This is a genomic window from Burkholderia sp. NFPP32 (assembly GCF_900119325.1).
GTDB classification, from domain to species: domain Bacteria; phylum Pseudomonadota; class Gammaproteobacteria; order Burkholderiales; family Burkholderiaceae; genus Burkholderia; species Burkholderia pyrrocinia_C.
In genome coordinates this window covers 151,573-169,474 of sequence record NZ_FPJP01000016.1, presented here as the reverse complement: position 1 = coordinate 169,474, position 17,902 = coordinate 151,573, and the positions used below count along the sequence as shown (strand labels likewise).

At 68.5% G+C, this 17,902-nt stretch carries 14 protein-coding genes; 7 read left to right on the top strand and 7 right to left on the bottom strand.

Translation table 11 applies throughout. The features are described 5' to 3' along the window. Nucleotides 1–152 precede the first annotated feature (152 nt). Nucleotides 153–1,082, top strand: coding sequence for a LysR family transcriptional regulator (locus tag BT264_RS26445; protein WP_072441802.1), 930 nt, complete (start codon nt 153–155; stop codon nt 1,080–1,082). A 31-nt stretch (nt 1,083–1,113) separates the two neighbouring features. Here the strand turns inward: BT264_RS26445 and BT264_RS26440 are convergent, their stop codons facing one another. From BT264_RS26440 to BT264_RS26415, 6 genes are all read right to left on the bottom strand, one after another. After that, a complete protein-coding gene (locus tag BT264_RS26440) occupies nt 1,114–2,253 on the bottom strand; it encodes an enoyl-CoA hydratase/isomerase family protein (RefSeq protein WP_072441804.1) in 1,140 nt (379 codons plus the stop codon). After that, nucleotides 2,250–3,041 carry an enoyl-CoA hydratase gene (locus BT264_RS26435; RefSeq protein ID WP_072442055.1) on the bottom strand — a complete coding sequence of 264 codons (792 nt, stop codon included), beginning with the start codon at nt 3,039–3,041 and terminating at the stop codon, nt 2,250–2,252. Before BT264_RS26435 ends, BT264_RS26440 begins: the two co-directional genes overlap by 4 nt. Further along, nucleotides 3,041–3,940 (bottom strand): 3-hydroxyisobutyrate dehydrogenase, encoded by a 900-nt coding sequence (gene mmsB, locus BT264_RS26430; RefSeq protein ID WP_011354325.1) that lies wholly within the window; start codon nt 3,938–3,940, stop codon nt 3,041–3,043. Before mmsB ends, BT264_RS26435 begins: the two co-directional genes overlap by 1 nt. Before the next feature lie 18 nt (nt 3,941–3,958). Continuing rightward, complete coding sequence (locus BT264_RS26425; protein ID WP_072441806.1) at nt 3,959–5,488, bottom strand: CoA-acylating methylmalonate-semialdehyde dehydrogenase; 1,530 nt, start codon at nt 5,486–5,488, stop codon at nt 3,959–3,961. A 114-nt stretch (nt 5,489–5,602) separates the two neighbouring features. After that, nucleotides 5,603–7,309 (bottom strand): AMP-binding protein, encoded by a 1,707-nt coding sequence (locus BT264_RS26420; protein WP_072441808.1) that lies wholly within the window; start codon nt 7,307–7,309, stop codon nt 5,603–5,605. Between the two features lie 160 nt (nt 7,310–7,469). Then, entirely contained in the window at nt 7,470–8,603 is a 1,134-nt protein-coding gene (locus tag BT264_RS26415) for an acyl-CoA dehydrogenase family protein (protein ID WP_072441812.1), read from the bottom strand. 136 nt (nt 8,604–8,739) lie between these two features. On the opposite strand from BT264_RS26415, the gene BT264_RS26410 reads away from it, so the two are divergent. The 3 genes from BT264_RS26410 (at nt 8,740) to BT264_RS26400 (ending at nt 12,234) form a co-directional block, all read left to right on the top strand. Beyond that, nucleotides 8,740–9,774 carry an AraC family transcriptional regulator gene (locus tag BT264_RS26410; RefSeq protein ID WP_072442057.1) on the top strand — a complete coding sequence of 345 codons (1,035 nt, stop codon included), beginning with the start codon at nt 8,740–8,742 and terminating at the stop codon, nt 9,772–9,774. 121 nt (nt 9,775–9,895) lie between these two features. Further along, nucleotides 9,896–11,464, top strand: coding sequence for an NfeD family protein (locus BT264_RS26405; RefSeq protein ID WP_072441815.1), 1,569 nt, complete (start codon nt 9,896–9,898; stop codon nt 11,462–11,464). Further along, entirely contained in the window at nt 11,461–12,234 is a 774-nt protein-coding gene (locus tag BT264_RS26400; protein ID WP_072441817.1) for a slipin family protein, read from the top strand. Before BT264_RS26405 ends, BT264_RS26400 begins: the two co-directional genes overlap by 4 nt. Nucleotides 12,235–12,322: 88 nt before the next feature. Here BT264_RS26400 and BT264_RS26395 read toward each other — a convergent pair whose 3' ends face one another. Next, on the bottom strand, nt 12,323–13,600 hold the full coding sequence (locus tag BT264_RS26395) for an HAD family hydrolase (RefSeq protein ID WP_072441819.1): 1,278 nt from the start codon (nt 13,598–13,600) through the stop codon (nt 12,323–12,325). A gap of 607 nt (nt 13,601–14,207) precedes the next feature. On the opposite strand from BT264_RS26395, the gene BT264_RS26390 reads away from it, so the two are divergent. Genes BT264_RS26390 through BT264_RS26380 form a run of 3 tightly spaced genes read left to right on the top strand, consistent with a single transcriptional unit; the run spans nt 14,208 to nt 17,862 of the window. Beyond that, on the top strand, nt 14,208–15,089 hold the full coding sequence (locus tag BT264_RS26390) for a M24 family metallopeptidase (protein ID WP_072441821.1): 882 nt from the start codon (nt 14,208–14,210) through the stop codon (nt 15,087–15,089). A 45-nt stretch (nt 15,090–15,134) separates the two neighbouring features. Next, nucleotides 15,135–16,922: an SDR family oxidoreductase gene (locus BT264_RS26385; protein ID WP_072441823.1), complete on the top strand. Its 1,788-nt coding sequence runs from the start codon at nt 15,135–15,137 to the stop codon at nt 16,920–16,922. Nucleotides 16,923–16,956: 34 nt separating this feature from the next. Then, on the top strand, nt 16,957–17,862 hold the full coding sequence (locus BT264_RS26380) for a metal-dependent hydrolase (protein WP_072441825.1): 906 nt from the start codon (nt 16,957–16,959) through the stop codon (nt 17,860–17,862). The last annotated feature ends 40 nt before the right edge of the window (nt 17,863–17,902 follow it).

Genomic DNA, 17,902 nt, shown 5'->3' with positions numbered 1-17,902 from the left:
GGCCGCGCGCCTCCAGGTGAGAAGGGTTCGCCGCGTGCGGCCGGCGGCGCACGCTGAACGGGAATCGGTACTATAGTGAGAATTTCGATCCCCATTGACGCACCCATTTCTCCGAACTGGGGAATCACAGGACTCAATCAGCACACCCTGCCATGACCGACAGACTCGACGGCGTAACGACCTTCGTCCAGGTGGTGGAATCGGGCAGCTTCGCGCTCGCCGCGGAGCGGCTCGACATGACGCGCTCGGCCGTCGGCAAGGCGGTCGCGCGGCTCGAGAAGCGGCTCGGCGCGCGGCTGTTGCAACGCACGACGCGCAGCCAGAGCCTGACCGACGACGGCCAGGCGTACTACGACCGCTGCGTGCGCGCGCTCGCGGAACTGGAGGCCGCGGAAGCCGATCTCGACTGCGGCCGCAACGAAGCGCGCGGCAAGCTGCGGCTGAGCGTGCCGCTCGCGTTCGGGCATCACTGCGTGACGCCGATCGTGCTCGACCTCGCGCGCACCTATCCGCATCTGCGGATCGACGTGTCGATCACCGACCGCTTCGTCGATCTCGTCGAGGAAGGCATCGATCTCGCGGTGCGGATCGGCACGCTCGCGGACAGCACGAGCCTCGCGGTGCGCCGGCTCGGCACGCAATACGGCAGCCTCGGCGCGGCGCCGTCGTATCTCGCCCGCTACGGGATGCCGAAGTCGCTCGACGATCTGAAGCACCACCGGACGATCGCGTATTCGCGCTCGGGCGTGCCGCAGCCGTGGGACCTGCGTGCGCCGGACGGCTCGACGGTGCGCGTCGACATGCAGCACCAGTTGAGTTTCGACGACGTGCAGGCGATCGCGGCGGCCGGTGCGTCGGGGTTCGGTGTCGCTTGGCTGCCGAGCTGGCTGCTGGATTACTACGTGAAGCGCGGCGAAATGGTGGTCGTGCTCGACCGCTGCTTCGTCTGCGAAGGCGACATTCACGCGATCTGGCCGAAGACACGCTACCTGCCGCGCAAGACGCGCTGCGTGATCGACGCGCTCGCAGAGGCGGTGCCGCCGATGATCGAGCGCCGGGATGAGTTCACTGCGATGAAATGAAACCGACGCGCCGCACGGCGCGTCGGGTGCGTCATGCGGCGCCGAGATCGGCGAGCGGATGGGCAAACAGCTTCCACGGCGACGTCAGGAAATGCCGCACGCGTTCGGCGCGCAGCTCGACGAGCGATGCGGGCGCCCAGCGCGGCTTGCGATCCTTGTCGACGAGATGCGCGCGCACGCCTTCGCAGAAATCGCCTTCCTCGATCGCGCGCGCGACGATGCCGAGCTCCATCCGGAACGATTCGGCAAGCGTCATCTGCCGGCCGCGCAGCAGCGCTTCGCGCGTCACGTGCAGCATCGTCGGCGAATGGCCGGCGAGTGCATCGAGGGTCGCCTGCAGCCATTGACGGTGCTCGCGCGTCAACTCGTCGCGTGCGAGTTCCTGCGTCAGCGTCGCGACGATCCGCTCGACGGTCGAACGCTTGTCGAAGTGACGGACGATCCACGGCATCTGGCTGTCGAGCGCCGCATGCGGCACGACGTTGCACGGCGGTTCGAACACCTTGCGCAGCGCCGGCAGCACGTCGCCGTCCCACTTGACGCTTTCGATGCGCGTCTCGAAAGTGTCGAGCCACGCGGACGGCACACACAGATCGGCCAGCTTCGCGGTCAGCGCGTCGGCGCCCGACAGCATCGCGCCGGTCAGCCCCACGTACAGCTCGAGCTCGACCGGCATGCGCGACAGGAAATGCGTCGCGCCGACGTCAGGCACGAGGCCGATGCGCGTCTCCGGCATCGCGATCTTGCTGCGCTCGGTCGCGACGCGCAGCGCCGCGCCTTGCGCGAGGCCCATGCCGCCGCCCATCGTCACGCCGTCCATCAGCGCGACCACCGGCTTCGGGAACGTGTGGATCGCATGGTCGAGCCGGTATTCGTCGACGAAGAACGGCAGCCAGGTTTCGCGCTGCGCCACCATCCGGTACAGCGCACGCACGTCGCCGCCCGCGCAGAAACCCTTCTCGCCCGCGCCGCGCAACACGACCGCGACGATCTGGTCGTCGCGACGGCAGCGCTCGAAGAGCGCGGCCAGCTCGCCGATCATCGCGTACGACAGCGCGTTGAGCGCGGACGGGCGGTTCAGCGTGATCAGCGCCACGCGGTTCACCACGCGGAACAGCACCTCGGGCGCGTGCTCCGCGAACGCGTCGTGATTCATGACCGGCGTGCTCATCGTTGCGGCTCTCCGTCGGTGCTCCATTGCGGCGCGCGCTTGCCGAGAAACGCGGCCACGCCTTCGCGCGGATCGTTCGTGTCGAACAGGTCGACGAAGCGTTCGCGCTCGACCGCGAGCGCCGCGCCGCGCGGCACGCCGCGACGCGCGAGGCCGATCAGCTCCTTGCTGTATGCAACCGCGTGCGGGCTCTGCCGCGCGACATTGCGCGCCAGCGCCAGCGCCGCGTCGCGTGCGGCCCCGCTCTCGACCACGTCTTCGACGAGGCCGATCCTGAGCGCCGTCGCCGCGTCGACGCGCGCGCCGGTCAGGATGATCTTCTTCGCCCAGCCTTCGCCGACGAGCCAGGGCAGCGTCTGCGTGCCGAGCCCGCACGGCAGCAGGCCGACCGACGGCTCGGGCAGCGCCATCTGCGCATGCGTCTCGGCGATCCGCAGGTCGCACGCGAGCGCGCATTCCAAGCCGCCGCCCATCGCATAACCGTTGATCGCCGCGATCGTCACGACGCGCGCATCGTGCAGCGCCTCGAACGCCGCGCCGAAGCGCGACGCCATCGCGCGCGCGACCGCGCGGTCGCCGTCGGCGAACGTGTTGAGGTCGGCGCCCGCGCTGAAGAACTTCGGGCCGTCGCCCGTGATCACCAGCGCGCGCACGCGCGGGTTCGCATTCAGCTCGGCGACGGTTTCCTGCAGTTGCTGCAGCCCGTCGGCGGTAAAGGCGTTCGCGGGCGGACGCTTGAGCGTCGCGCACGCGATCGCGCCGTCGTCGACGTAGTCCAGTTCGATCATCATGCGTCCTTCTTCGTTGCCGGTTGGTACAGGCGGATCACCGCCGAGAAATCGAGCTGTCCGTCGCCGCGGCTGCTCATCGTCTGGTAAAGCTGCTGCGCGAGCGCGCCGAGATAGACGGGCTGGCGCGCCTGCTTCGCCGCGTCGTTCGCGAGGCCGAGATCCTTCAGCATCAGGTCGGTGCCGAAGCCGCCCGAGTAGCCGCGCGACGACGGCGCGGTGTCGATCACGCCCGGGTACGGGTTGTACGTGTCCGAGCTCCAGCAGCGGCCGGTCGACGTGTTGACGATGCCGGCCAGCACCTTCGGGTCGATGCCGAGCGCGACGCCGAGCGACATCGCCTCCGACACGGCCGCCATCGAGATGCCGAGCACGAGGTTGTTGCAGACCTTCGCAACCTGCCCCATGCCCGTCGCGCCGCAATGGACGATGTTCTTGCCCATACCGGCGAGCACGGGCTTCACGCGCTCGAAATCCGCGTCGCTGCCGCCGACCATGAAGGTCAGCGTGCCGGCCGCCGCGCCGCCGGTGCCGCCCGATACCGGCGCATCGACGAATGCGCCGCCGTGCTCGCGCACCAGCGCGCCGAACGCCTGCGCGCTCGCCGGGTCGATGGTGCTCGAATCGATCACGGTCGCGCCCGCGCCGAGGCCGGCCAGCACGCCGTTCTCGCCGGACAGCACCGAGCGCACGTGCGGCGCGGCCGGCAGCATCGTGATCACGAACGTCGCGCCCGACGCGGCGTCGCGCGGCGACGCGGCAACCTGCGCGCCGGCGTCCTGCAGCGCGCGCAATGCATCGGCGCTCAGGTCGAACGCATGCACTTCATGGCCGGCTTTCAACAGGTTCAGCGCCATCGGCGCACCCATGTGGCCGAGGCCGATAAATCCGATTTTCATGTTCGTGTCCTCCGCCGCTCAATGCAGCCGAATCGTCGTATTCACCGGGCCGGCCGTCGTGTCGTCGTCGAACCAGCGCGCGGTGACCGTCTTCGTCTGCGTGTAGAACTGCACGACCTGCTTGCCGTACGGGCCGAGATCGCCGAGCTTCGAGCCGCGCGATCCGGTGAAGCTGAAGAACGGCACGGGCACCGGAATCGGGATGTTGATGCCGACCTGGCCGATGTCGATCTCGCTCTGGAACTTGCGCGCGGCCGCGCCGCTCTGCGTGAACAGGCCCACGCCGTTGCCGAACGGGTTCGCGTTGACGAGCGCGATCGCGTCGTCGAGCGAGTCGGCTTCGAGCACGACGAGCACCGGGCCGAAGATTTCATGCGTGTAGATCGACATGTCGGTCTTCACGCCCGAGAAGATCGTCGGGCCGATGAAGTTGCCGCTTTCGTAGCCGGCCACCTTCACGTCGCGGCCGTCGAGTTCGAGCTTCGCGCCTTCGTTCACGCCCGCCTCGATCAGCGACAGGATGCGTTCCTTGGCGGTCTTCGACACGACCGGGCCGACGTCGGTGCCGGCTTCCGCGCCCGCGTTCACCTTCAACAGCTTCGCCTTTGCGACGAGATCGGGCAGCCAGTCGCGCGCTTCGCCAACCAGCACCGCGACCGACGTCGCCATGCAGCGCTGCCCAGCCGCGCCGAAGCCGGCGCCGACGAGCGCATTGATCGTCTGCTCGCGGTTCGCATCGGGCAACACCACCGCGTGGTTCTTCGCGCCCATCATCGACTGCACGCGCTTGCCGTGCGCGCTGCCGAGCTGGTACACGTGCGTGCCGACCGCGGTCGAGCCGACGAACGAGATCGCCTTCACGAGCGGATGCGTGCAGATCGCATCGACGACTTCCTTGCCGCCGTGCACGACGTTCAGTACCCCTTTCGGTATGCCGGCCTCGATCGCGAGCTGGACGAGCTCCATGGTCGACATCGGGTCCTGCTCGGACGGCTTCAGCACGAACGTGTTGCCGCACACGATCGCCATCGGGAACATCCACAGCGGAATCATCGCGGGGAAGTTGAACGGCGTGATGCCCGCGCACACGCCGAGCGGCTGGCGCAGCGTATAGGTATCGACGCCGCCCGCGACGTTCTCCGCGAATTCGCCGAGCTGCAGCGAACCGATCGAGCACGCGTGCTCGACCACTTCGAGGCCGCGGAAGATGTCGCCTTCGGCATCGGGAATCGTCTTGCCCTGCTCGGCCGTCAGCGTCTTCGCGATGCGCTGCTGGTTCGTGCGCACGAGATCCTGGAACTTCAGCATGATGCGCATGCGCGCGGCGATCGGCGTGTTCTTCCACGTCGCATATGCGGCGTGCGCGGCCTGCACGGCCGCGTCGACTTCCTCGACGGTCGCGAACGGCACGCGCGCGAGCACCTGCTGCGTCGCCGGGTTGACGATGTCGCGCCACTCTTTCGTGGCGGACTCGACGAAGGCGCCATCGATCAGCAGCTTGACCGTCGGCACGTCTTGCCCCGTTTGGGGCGTCGGATTCGCGTTCATCGATCGTTTCTCCTTGCAGAGGGCCGCGAAGCGCAATCCCGCCGCGCGGCCGGTTCAATTCGGCTGCGGGCGGCCGCCGCGGAATGCGGCGCGCGCGGCCCGCGGTCGGTCATTTCATTTCAATTCGGCGGCGAAATCTTCTTCCCAGTATTCGCCGGGCATCCGCGCGGTCGCCTCGTCGCCGCGCTCGATTTCGCGACGGCGCAGCTCGACGCGGCGGATCTTCCCCGAAATCGTCTTCGGCAGCTCCGCGAACTGCAGGCGGCGGATGCGCTTGTACGGCGCGAGCTTCTCGCGCGAGAATCGGAAGATCTCCAGCGCGAGCGCGGGGCTTTCCTCGTAGCCCTGCCGCAGCGTGATGAAAGTCTTCGGCACCGACAGCCGCACGGGGTCGGGGCTCGGCACGACGGCCGCCTCGGCGATCGCCGGATGCTCGATCAGCACGCTCTCGAGTTCGAACGGGCTCAACCGGTAATCGGACGACTTGAACACGTCGTCCGCACGGCCGATATACACGTAGTAACCGTCGTCGCCGCGCATCGCGATGTCCGACGTGCGGTAGTGGCCGTCGCGCATCGCATAGGCCGTCGCGTCGGGGTTGTTCGCATAGCCGTTCATCAGCCCGACCGGGCGCCCGACGTCCGGGCCGATCGGCAGCGCGACCTCGCCTTCGGTCGCAGGCGCGCCGTCCGGATCGAGCAGCGTGATGCGGTAGCCGGGCAGCGGCCGGCCCATCGAGCCCGCGACGACCGGCTGGCCCGGCGAGTTGCCGATCAGGCAGGTCGTCTCGGTCTGGCCGTAGCCGTCGCGGATCGTGATGCCCCACGCGTTCTTCACGCGCTCGATGATCTCGGGATTCAGCGGCTCGCCCGCGCCGACGATCTCGCGCAGCTTCACGTCGAACGACGCGAGCGGCTGCTGCACGAGCATGCGCCATACGGTCGGCGGCGCGCATAGCGTCGTCACCTGGTATTTGACGAGCGCATCGAGCACGACCTTCGGCTCGAAGCGCGCGTAGTTGAATGCGAACACGCACGCCTGCGCGTTCCACGGCGCGAAGAAGCAGCTCCACGCATGCTTCGCCCAGCCCGGCGAGCTGATGTTCCAGTGAATGTCGCCCGGCTGCAGGCCGACCCAGTACATCGTCGACAGATGGCCGACCGGATAGGTGCGGTGCGTATGCTCGACGAGCTTCGGCTTCGACGTCGTGCCCGACGTGAAGTACAGCAGCATCGGATCGTTTGCATGCGTGACGGCGTCCGGCTCGAACACGGCGCTCGCCGCGTAGCCGTCGTTCATCGCGAGCCAGCCCGCGCGCGGCGCGCCGGCGACGATCTTCCGCGCGAGGCCGAGGTCGGGCTGTTCGAATTTGGCGGTTTCGTTCTCGTCGACGATCGCGTATTTCGCGCCGCCGATCTGCACGCGGTCGCGCACGTCGTCGGCCGACAGTTGCGTGGTCGCGGGCAGCACGATCGCGCCGAGCTTCATCGCGGCGAGCATCGCGTCCCACAGTTCGACACGGTTCGGCAGCATCAGCAGGATGCGATCGCCGCGCACGACGCCGATCGAGCGCAGCCAGTTCGCGATCCGCGACGAACGCTCGGACATCTGCGCGAACGAATACGGATCGCCCGTACCGGTCGCCGCGTCGACGATCCACAGCGCGGGCCGGTCGTTGCCGCGCGCCATCGGGTCGAAGTAGTCGAGCGCCCAGTTGAACGCATCGAGCACCGGCCACTCGAAATCGCGGTACGCGGTTTCGTAGTCGGTGCGATGGCGCAGCAGAAAGTCGCGTGCGTCCAGGAATGCCTGTACCGTCATCGTTTCCTCCAGTCTCCATGCCTCGCGGTCAACCGGTGCATGCGCTGCAGCCCATGCCCGATTCCCTGTGGCGCGGCGCACGGTCACGTCGTTGCGTGCCGCGTTTACCGCGCTGCCCTCGTGCCCTGCGTGATGCTTTTGCTGACGCGACCGCCGCGGCTCAAAGCTGCCGTGCGATCACCATCCGTTGCACTTCGCTGGTGCCTTCGTAAATCTGCGTGATGCGCGCGTCGCGATAATGACGCTCGACTTCGTAATCGACCAGGTAGCCGTAGCCGCCGTGGATCTGGATCGCGTCCGAGCACACGCGCTCGGCCATCTCCGATGCGAACAGCTTCGCCTGCGACGCTTCCGACAGGCACGGCAGCCCGGCCGTGCGCAGCTTCGCCGCGTGGTGCACGAGCAGGCGCGCCGCGTTGATCTGCGTGGCCATGTCAGCGAGCTTCTGCTGGATCGCCTGATGCTCGGCGATCGGCTTGCCGAACTGCACGCGCTCGCCCGCATAACGACGCGCCTTGTCGAACGCGGCGCGCGCGATGCCGAGCGCCTGCGCGGCGATGCCGATGCGCCCGCCCTCCAGATTCGACAGTGCGATCTTCAGCCCTTCGCCGCGATTGCCGAGCAGGTTCTCTTCCGGAATCGCGCAGTTCTCGAACGTGATCGCGCACGTGTCCGATGCGCGGATGCCCATCTTCTTCTCGGGCTTGCCGACGATGAAGCCCGGCGTGTCGGTCGGCACCAGGAACGCGGAAATGCCGCGCTTGCCGGCTTCCGGGTCGGTCATGGCAAAAACGATCGCGACACCGGCGCGCTGGCCGTTGGTCACGAACTGCTTCGCGCCGTTCAGCACCCATTTGCCGTCGCGCAGCTCCGCACGCGTGCGCAGGTTGTTCGCCTCGGAGCCCGCCTGCGGCTCAGTCAGGCAGAACGCGCCGATCACGCGGCCGGCCGCCATGTCGGCCAGCCAACGCTCTTTCTGCGCCGGCGTGCCGAAGCCGAGGATCGGCCCGCAGCCCACCGAGTTGTGCACGCTCATCAGCGTCGCGCACGCGGCGTCGCCGGCGGCGATTTCCTCCATCGCCAGCGCATACGCGACGTAGTCCGTATACGAGCCGCCCAGCTCCTGCGGCACGATCATCCCGAGCAGGCCGAGTTCGCCGAGCTGCGCGACGATGGCGTCGGGCAGCCGCGCATCGTGGTCCCACTGCGCGGCGTTCGGCGCCAGCATCTCGGTGGCGAAAGCGCGTGCGGCGTCGCGGATCATCCGCTGGTCTTCGGTATAAAGCTCGTCCATGGTGCTGCTGTCTCCCGCGGCCGCCGGGCGCGACCGTCCTTGTGTTTCGATGCAACAAGTGTAGGCAAGCGCGCGCGACTGTTCGATGCTCGCGTCGCTCATTTACACTGAGCGTTTTTGCCACACCGGCGGCACGATGAAGCAGGAAGACAAGGGAACCGTCGCGATCAGCCTCGTCGCGTACAGCGTCGCGCTCGCGACCCGGCGCGGCGTCGCGGCCGAGCCGCTGCTCGCGCAGGCCGGTATCGCGCCCGCGCTGCTCGGGCAGCCGCGCGCACGTGTATCCGCGCAGCAATACGGCGCGCTATGGAACGCGATCGCGCGCGCGCTCGACGACGAGTTTTTCGGGCAGGATCGCCACCCGATGCGCAGCGGCAGCTTCATCGCGATGAGCCAGGCCGCGCTGTCCGCGCGCGACGGGCTGCACGCGATGGCGCGCGCGGTGAATTTCATGCACTGCGTGCTCGACGACCTGCACGCGGAGCTCGACGCGAACCCGCAGCGCGTGCGGCTGCGCTTCGTGCACCGCAACAACGGCGCGACGCCCGCGATGTTCACGTACGCGACCTATTTCATCATCGTCTACGGGCTCACCTGCTGGCTGATCGGGCGGCGCATCCCGCTGCTGCACGCGAGCTTCCGCTGCGACACACCGCCCGCCGATCACGAATACCCGTCGATGTTCTGCGACGACATGCGTTTCAACGAACCCGATTCGTATGTCGATTTCGATCCCGAATTCGCGACGCTGCCGGTCGTGCAGAACGCGAAGACGCTGAAGACGTTCCTGCGCAACGCGCCGGCCAGTTTCATCGTCAAGTACCGCAACCCGAACGCGCTCGCGCAGCGGGTGCGCGCGGTGCTGCGCGGGATGCCGCCCGCCGCGTGGCCGGGCGCGGGCGGGATGGCCGCGCGGCTGCACGTGGCCGAGGCGACGCTGCGCCGCAAGCTGCACCAGGAAGGCCAGGCGTACCAGTCGATCAAGGACGCGCTGCGGCGCGATCTCGCGTTCGAGGCGCTGGCCGACCCTGCTCGCACGATCGCCGACGTCGCGGCCGCGACCGGCTTCGCGGAACCGAGCGCGTTCTACCGCGCGTTTCGCAAATGGAGCGGGCGCAGTCCGGCCGACTATCGCGACGAAGTGCTGGCGCGGGGCGGCGGCGCAGGCTGAATCCGGCCACGGCGGTCCCGGCTTCGCGCTTTGCGCCGAAACCGCCTAATCTTTAAGCATCGGGCCAACGCCCTTTCCGCGAGCCGGACGGCGTGCGACTGTGCGCCGCCCGGACGCCCCGATGCGCCTCCACCGTCACGGGCCGCCGCCGGCGCCTGCCGCGCCAGACGGCCGCCCCCGTCACCCGCTGTCCGCGCGGGTCGCGCGCGCCGCGCTGTTCGCGGCGCTACTTGTCGTATGTGCGGCCGTCGCCGCAGCGCCGCCCGCCGCTGCACCCGCAGCCGCGCGCCCGGTCGTCGTGATCCCCATCAACGGCGCGATCGGGCCGGCCAGCGCCGACTTCATCGTTCGCTCGCTCGATCGCGCCGCGCGCGACCACGCGCCGCTCGCGATCCTGCAGCTCGACACGCCCGGCGGCCTCGACACGTCGATGCGGCAGATCATCAAGGCCATCCTCGGCTCGCCGGTGCCGGTCGCCGCATTCGTCGCGCCGGGCGGCGCGCGGGCCGCGAGCGCGGGCACCTACATCGTCTATGCGAGCCACTTCGCGGCAATGGCGCCCGGCACCAATCTCGGCGCGGCGTCGCCCGTGCAGTTCGGCATCGGCGGCGGCGCGCCGGCGCCGGGCACCAACCCCGCTGCGCCGCGAGCACCGCCGGCCGGGACGCCGGGTGCATCGGGAGCCTCGGGTACGGCGCCGGCCGCGCTGCCGACCGACACGCAATCGACCGAAATCCGCAAGGCGATGCAGGACTCCGCCGCCTACATCCGCGGCCTCGCGCAGTTGCGCGGGCGCAATGCCGAATGGGCCGAGCGCGCGGTGCGCGAAGCGGTCAGCCTGTCGGCGACCGAGGCGCGCGCGCAGCACGTCGTCGACCTGATCGCGCAGGATCCGGCCGACCTCGCGCGCCAGCTCGACGGCCACAGCGCGACGACCACCGCCGGCACGCTGCGGCTCGCGACCGCACATGCGCCGCTCGTCGTGGTCCTGCCCGACTGGCGCAGCCGCTTCCTGTCGATCATCACCGATCCGAATGTCGCGCTGATCCTGCTGACGATCGGCATCTACGGCCTCTTCTTCGAGTTCGCGAACCCCGGCTTCGTGCTGCCGGGCGTCGCCGGCACGATCTGCCTGCTGATCGGGCTGTTCGCGATGCAGTTGCTGCCGATCAGCTATGCGGGCCTCGGCCTCGTGCTGCTCGGTCTGGGTTGCCTGGTCGCGGAGGCGTTCCTGCCGACCTTCGGCGTGCTCGGTTTCGGCGGAATCGTGTCGTTCACGATCGGCGCGCTGATGCTGATCGATACCGAGGTGCCCGGCTACGGGATTCCGTGGCCCGTGATCGCGAGCCTCGCGCTCGGCGGCGGGCTGCTCGTCGCGGGCGTGTCGAGCGTTGCGCTGCGCGCGCGGCGGCGCCCGGTCGTGACGGGCGCCGAGGCGATGGTCGGCAGCATCGGCGAAGTGCTCGACGACGGCCTGTGCGCCGACCAGCCGCGCGGCGCGGCCGGCCCCGCGCCATCGGCCGCGGGTTGGGCGCGCGTGCATGGCGAGCGCTGGCGCGTCGCGAGCAGCGTGCCGCTCGCCGCGGGCTCCCGCGTGCGCGTCACCGGCCGCCAGGGATTGCTGCTCACCGTCTCACCGCTCTACGACGTGCCGGTTCAGGAACAACAACACCACGGAGAACCAACATGATGGGCTACACCTTCGGCTTCAGCAGCGTCCTGATCGTCTTCGTCGTGGTGCTCGTCGCGTCGTCGATCCGCATCTTCCGCGAGTACGAGCGCGGCGTGGTGTTCATGCTCGGCCGGTTCTGGAAAGTGAAGGGCCCGGGGCTCGTGCTGATCATCCCGATCGTCCAGCAGGTCGTGCGGATCGACCTGCGCACCGTCGTGTTCGACGTGCCGCCGCAGGACGTGATCACGCGCGACAACGTGTCGGTGAAAGTGAATGCGGTCGTTTATTTCCGCGTCGTCGATCCGGAGAAGGCCGTGATCCAGGTCGCGCGCTTCTTCGACGCGACGAGCCAGTTATCGCAAACGACGCTGCGCTCGGTGCTCGGCAAGCACGAGCTCGATGCGCTGCTGGCCGAGCGCGAACAACTGAATGCCGACATCCAGAAGACGCTCGACGCGCAGACCGATGCGTGGGGGATCAAGGTATCGACGGTCGAGATCAAGCACGTCGACTTGAACGAGACGATGGTGCGCGCGATCGCGCGGCAGGCCGAGGCCGAGCGCGAGCGGCGCGCGAAGGTGATTCATGCGGAAGGCGAACTGCAGGCGTCCGAGAAGCTGCTGCAGGCCGCGCAGCGGCTCGCGCAGGAGCCGCAGGCGATGCAGCTGCGCTATCTGCAGACGCTGACGACGATCGCGGCGGACAAGAACTCGACGATCGTGTTCCCGCTGCCGATCGATCTGCTGGGGGCGCTGCTGGACCGCTTGGGGCCGCCGCGCGCGCGCTGAGACGCGCGTCTCCCGGCCCGCGCAACGCCGATACCGATCCCGCCGGACGCCGGGCCGCGACGGCCCGGCGTCCGGCGCCCCGCGCACGTCAAGCCAGCAGCTTGCGCTCGGTCTTGCCGTACTTGATCGACTTCTCGTCCGGGATCATCAGGCCCGTGTGCTCGTCGCGGCCCTGCAGCAGGAAGCGCGCGTCCGGCTTGCCGATCTGCTCGGCCGCGAGCTTGCTGTCCGCGCCGATTTCGCCCTTCTTCATCCGGTTGACGATCACGCCGGCCGCGGTGTCCTTGAAGTCGCGCAGCATCCACGCGTCGCCGTCGCTGTCGCCGAACACCAGCAGCGGGCCATAGCCCTTCTTCGATTCGAGGACATTGCGGATGCCGACCGTCTTGCCGGGGCCGTAGTTGAAGTGCCAGCCGTCCGGGTAGCGGCTTTCATACTTGCCATCGCGCATGTCGAGGCGCAGGCCGATCACGTTCCCGGGCGGCACGCCGTAGCCATAGTTCGGATTGCCGGCGAACACGCGCACGACATCGTCGAGCGACGCCGTGCTCACGTACACGTCGATGCCGTTCGCGCGCAGCGTGTGCATCACTGCGCGGATTTCCTCATGAATGCGGATGCCGTGGAAATGCGTGTCGGCCACTACACCGGCCTTGCCCGGCAGCGACTTCGGGCTTTCGTAGCGGACCTTGCGCAGCGCGTCGCCGATGCCGTAGTTGTTCGACGCTTCCGCCATCGCCTGCAGCTCGGCGGTCGTCATGTTCCTGTAGAAGTAGATGATCCACTTGTAGCCGATCTCGAGCGGGTGCGTGTCGCAGATCGCGTCGTACATGAAGTACAGCTTCGCGCGGAAATCCTTGAACTGATCGGTCTCGCGAATCTCGTCGAGGCTCTTGCTGCCGCCGAATCCCTGGTAGTTCGCGTAGAGCCAGCGATAGTCGGATTCGACGTCGGCGGCGAGGTCTTCCATCGTCACCGGCTTGCCGTCGATCGTCGTGTAGTCCTTCGCGAACGCGCCCTTCGGCACGTCCTTCCACATCACGTCGACAAATTCGTCCGGCGTCAGCTTGTACTGCAGATGGTTGATCTGGTACATCAGCAACGCCTCTTCGCAGTCGTTCATGATGCACGTGTTGTCCCAGTCGAACACCGCGTACGGGCGGCGCTTTTCGTCGTAGCGCGCGCTCGCGACACCATGCCGGTCGAGCACCGCCTGCAGGCGCGCGGCGTTGAACGGCGACCAGCGGCCCGGGTCAAGCGCGTCCGGCGCGGTTGCGCTCTTCGCGTCGGCCGTGCCGGCCTTGAGCATCAGCGACGTCGCAGCGGTCGCCGCGGCAAGGGTATTCATGAACTTGCGGCGTTGCATGGTCTCTCTCCGTGGAAATGTCGAATCTCGAATCGGCTCGGTCGCTACCCTGCGCGGCGCACCGCGCACCGGCTGCTCATCGGCGCGTCGAAGCCGGGACGGCTCCGAACTGGGGGCGGATGATGTGACGAAATTATTTCGGCAATATGACGGCGTCACGTCGCGACGCGACGCGAAGTTGATCCGGCGCGACATGCCGGCCATCGCAAGGCGGCCGCACGCGGCCATCCAGGCCGGCGCCGGGACCGCTCGTGACAAGCTCCAACCGGTCCCCGGTCCGTACGCGTGTGCGCCCACAGCCATCCGGCCCCGACCGCCGGAAACCTAGAGTCTCCCCTTCATTTCGGCCTTTCATTAGGACAAATCCTCACCCCCGGGGGCTGGCGCACCACGCCGAACCGGCTATCATCGTTACATTACTCAATGGCACATTTAATGCTGACTGAATAATTCGCGACGGGAACACCGGCGGATGCATTCCGGATCAGCGCCCCGCTTTGCACAGGACCGGAGCGCGCTTTGCGTGGGACCGGAGTCAGTACCGAAGCACCAACACCGGTCGACAAGCGCTGAAGCGCCCGCTCTGGCCGACATATGGAGACGCATCATGGCCGACCACCACCCGCTGCCGGAAGTCCACCTCGACGAGTTGCCGCAATTCCGCGCGGTCCAGCAGCTTGCCTACCGCTGCGTCGAAACCGTCGGCGCGATGCTCTACCCCGGCATCACCGAGAAGGAAGCCGCGCGCCTGCTGACCGAATGGCTGCAGGACAACGGCGTGCACGACTGGCTGCACAAGCCGTTCGCGTGGTTCGGCGACCGCACCGCGTTCGAGGGCTTCTCGGGCCTCAAGCACATGGGCGGCTTCAATCTCGCGTTCTTCCCGAGCAACCGGCAGCTCGAAACCGACATGCCGGTGATCCTCGACGTCGCGCCCGTGCTCGACGGCATCGTGGCCGACGTGGGCTACGCGCACTGCCTCGGCGAGAACCCGATCCTCGAACAGTTGCGGGACGACCTGATGGACCATCGCGACATGATCGTGCGGCTCGTGAAGGCGCGCCGATCGATGGCCGAGGTCGCGCAGGAAGTCGATGCGCTGTGCCGCCGCCAGGGCGTCGAGCCGCGCCACAAGGCCTATCCGTTCAAGGTGCTCGCGCATCGCGTCGCGAAGATCCACAAGCTGTCGAAGCCGCGCTTCGTCGCGCGTTTCGGGCTGAACGCGACGCGCAACCTGCTGCTCGACCAGGGCCGCGCGGCAAAGCAGCAGGGCTGGTCGCCGCTGTGGTCGATCGATCGCCGCTCCGAGCATGCGCCCGTGCCGGGCCTGTGGGCCGTCGAGCCGCACCTCGGCTTCGCCGGTGTCGGCGCGAAATTCGAAGAGCTGCTCGTGATCACCGACGACGACGCGTACTGGCTCGACGACGACCTGCCGCACGTGCGCCGCTGGCAGCGCCGTCAGGCCGAACGCGCGCGGGTCGCCGCCTGACGCGCCCGCGCCTTTCCTCCCGAATCCCTGAACGACGGACTCACGATGCAGCCTCTTTCCGACGAAGCGCCGCTGGCCCTGTTCGAATCGGTTCATAACGAGACGGCGGTCGCCTCGGGCGACCTGACGCTCGCGGTCAAAACCTGGGGCGAACCGGCCCGTTCGCCGGTCGTGCTCGTGCACGGTTATCCCGACGACAGCAGCGTCTGGCGGCACGTCGCACCGCTGCTCGCGCGCAAGCACTACGTGATCGCTTACGACGTGCGCGGCGCGGGCCTGTCCGGCGTGCCGAAGCGCACGGCCGACTATCACCTCGCGAAGCTGACCGACGATTTCATCGCGGTGATCGATGCACTCTGCCCCGGCCGCGCCGTCCATCTGATCGCGCACGACTGGGGCTCGATCCAGGGCTGGGAATTCGTCACCGATCCGCGCCTTTCCGGCCGCATCGCGTCGTACACGTCGTGCTCGGGGCCGTGCCTCGACCACGTCGGCTTCTGGCTGCGCGAACGCGTGCTGCGCCCGACGCCCGCGTCGCTGGCCAGGCTCGGCGGCCAGCTCGTGCGGTCGTGGTACGTGTACCTGTTCCACCTGCCGTTCATCCCCGAGCTTGGCTGGCGGCTGTGGCTCGGCCGCGCATGGCCGCGCCTGCTGCGCCGCCTCGAAAAGACGCCCGCCGCGCCGCGCCCGACGCAGGCCGACGACGGCGCGCGCGGCGTGCGCCTCTATCGCGCGAACTTCATCCGCTGCCTGTTCGCGCCGCGCGAACGCTACGCGCATGCGCCCGTGCAGACGATTGTGCCGCTCGGCGACAAGTACGTGAGCCCCGCGCTGTCCGAGAACCTGTCGCGCTGGGTGCCGCAGTACTACCGGCGCGAAGTTGCGGCCGGCCACTGGCTGCCGCTCGCCGATCCCGCGCGCTTCGCGGATCTCGCCGGGCAACTGATCGACGCGGTCGAATCGGGCCACGAACCGCCCGCGCTCGCGAACGCGCGCCGCCGCGCAACCAGCGGGCGCTTCAGCGGCAAGGTCGCGGTCGTCACCGGCGCGGGCAGCGGCATCGGCCGCTGCGCGGCCCTCGCGTTCGCCCGCGAAGGCGCGACGGTCGTCGCCTGCGACATCGATGTCGCGAGCGCGGAGCGCACTGCGCTGCTGATCGGGCTGACCGGCGCGCAGGCACACGCGAAGCGCGTCGACGTCGGGTCCGCCGACGAGATGGAAGCGCTCGCGGCGTGGGTCGGCAGCGAACTCGGCGGCGCGGACGTCGTGATCAACAACGCGGGCATCGGCATGGCCGGCGGCATCCTCGACACGAGCACGCGACACTGGGAGCGCATCCTGCACGTGAACCTGTGGGGCGTGATCCACGGCTCGCGGCTGTTCGCGCGGCAGATGGCCGCGCGCGGCACCGGCGGCCACATCGTCAACACCGCGTCGGCCGCCGCGTTCGGGCCGTCGCGCGACCTGCCCGCGTATGCGACGACGAAGGCCGCCGTGCTGATGCTCAGCGAATGCATGCGCGCGGAACTCGCGGAGCAACGCATCGGCGTGACGGCCGTGTGCCCCGGTTTCGCGGAAACCGGAATCATGGCGTCGACGCAATACGCCGGCGCCAACGCGCAGGACGAAGCGCGGCTGCGCAAGCGCGCGACGAAGCTGTACCAGATGCGCGGCCTGAAACCCGAAACCGTCGCGCAGGCGATGGTCGACGGCGTGCTGCGCAACCGCCCCGTCGTCGCGGTCGGCGGCGAAGCGCACGCGATGCGCTTGGTCGGCCGCTTCATGCCGTGGCTCGGCCGGATGATCGCCCGCGTCGGCATGGCATCGCATTGACGGCGCATGACGCCGCACAGGGAGACAGACGCAAATGACCGCTACCGCCGACTACCACAAGATCAAGGCCCGGCACGTGAAGTTCGACTTCAGCGACACGCCGATCACCTGGGTGCCGAACGATCCGGGCAGCACCCACATCATCAACACGCTGAACCTGCTGTTCCCGGAAGGCGAACTGTGGTTCTGCCGCGTGTACAACAAGGCGCTGCCGCTGATCACCGATGCACGCCTGCGCGACGAGGCCGAAGGCTTCCTGCGGCAGGAAGCCGTGCACTCGCGTTCGCACGGCGGCGTGCTCAAGCACTATTACGACCGGCACGGGATCGACACGAAACCGTTCACGCGGAAGCTCAACCGGCTGTTCACGCGCGTGCTCGGCGAACAGCCGCTCGGGCTGAAGATCGGCCATACGCGTTTCTGGCTGCGGCAGCAACTCGCCGTGATCGCGTCGCTCGAACACTTCTTCGGCTATCTCGGCAACTGGGTGCTCAACGCGCACGGGCTCGACGAAGGCTGTGCCGACCCGACGATGGTCGACCTGCTGCGCTGGCACGGCGCCGAGGAAGTCGAGCACCGCACCGTCGCGTTCGACATCTACCGGCACCTGGGCGGCACCTATCCGGAGCGCTGCGTGCACATGGCGTTCGTGATCCTGCTGCTGCTCTACTACATCACGACCGGCGCGAAGTTCATGTACAGGCGCGACCCGGACGCCGGCCGCTACCCGGGCTTCGTGCTCGCGTGGTGGCAGGGCTCGCGGCGCGGGCACCTGCCGTCGTTCTGGAAGGTGATCGGCGCGGCGCTGCGCTATTTCAAGCCGGGCTATACGCCGCATCACGAAGGCTCGACCGAGCAGGCGCTCGAATACCTCGCGCGCTCGCCGGCCGCCCAGGCGGCCGCGCACGGCGGCAACTGGGGCACCACGAAGGGTGCGTAACCGGGTTTCCGGCGGGCGCGGCGGGCGGCGCCCGCCGAAA

What these genes read in the sequence shown, in the direction of transcription:
- BT264_RS26445 (WP_072441802.1), top strand. Translation starts at nt 153, where the DNA reads ATGACCGACAGACTCGACGGCGTAACGACCTTCGTCCAGGTGGTGGAA.
- BT264_RS26440 (WP_072441804.1), bottom strand. Translation starts at nt 2,253, where the DNA reads ATGAGCACGCCGGTCATGAATCACGACGCGTTCGCGGAGCACGCGCCC.
- BT264_RS26435 (WP_072442055.1), bottom strand. Translation starts at nt 3,041, where the DNA reads ATGATCGAACTGGACTACGTCGACGACGGCGCGATCGCGTGCGCGACG.
- mmsB (WP_011354325.1), bottom strand. Translation starts at nt 3,940, where the DNA reads ATGAAAATCGGATTTATCGGCCTCGGCCACATGGGTGCGCCGATGGCG.
- BT264_RS26425 (WP_072441806.1), bottom strand. Translation starts at nt 5,488, where the DNA reads ATGAACGCGAATCCGACGCCCCAAACGGGGCAAGACGTGCCGACGGTC.
- BT264_RS26420 (WP_072441808.1), bottom strand. Translation starts at nt 7,309, where the DNA reads ATGACGGTACAGGCATTCCTGGACGCACGCGACTTTCTGCTGCGCCAT.
- BT264_RS26415 (WP_072441812.1), bottom strand. Translation starts at nt 8,603, where the DNA reads ATGGACGAGCTTTATACCGAAGACCAGCGGATGATCCGCGACGCCGCA.
- BT264_RS26410 (WP_072442057.1), top strand. Translation starts at nt 8,740, where the DNA reads ATGAAGCAGGAAGACAAGGGAACCGTCGCGATCAGCCTCGTCGCGTAC.
- BT264_RS26405 (WP_072441815.1), top strand. Translation starts at nt 9,896, where the DNA reads ATGCGCCTCCACCGTCACGGGCCGCCGCCGGCGCCTGCCGCGCCAGAC.
- BT264_RS26400 (WP_072441817.1), top strand. Translation starts at nt 11,461, where the DNA reads ATGATGGGCTACACCTTCGGCTTCAGCAGCGTCCTGATCGTCTTCGTC.
- BT264_RS26395 (WP_072441819.1), bottom strand. Translation starts at nt 13,600, where the DNA reads ATGCAACGCCGCAAGTTCATGAATACCCTTGCCGCGGCGACCGCTGCG.
- BT264_RS26390 (WP_072441821.1), top strand. Translation starts at nt 14,208, where the DNA reads ATGGCCGACCACCACCCGCTGCCGGAAGTCCACCTCGACGAGTTGCCG.
- BT264_RS26385 (WP_072441823.1), top strand. Translation starts at nt 15,135, where the DNA reads ATGCAGCCTCTTTCCGACGAAGCGCCGCTGGCCCTGTTCGAATCGGTT.
- BT264_RS26380 (WP_072441825.1), top strand. Translation starts at nt 16,957, where the DNA reads ATGACCGCTACCGCCGACTACCACAAGATCAAGGCCCGGCACGTGAAG.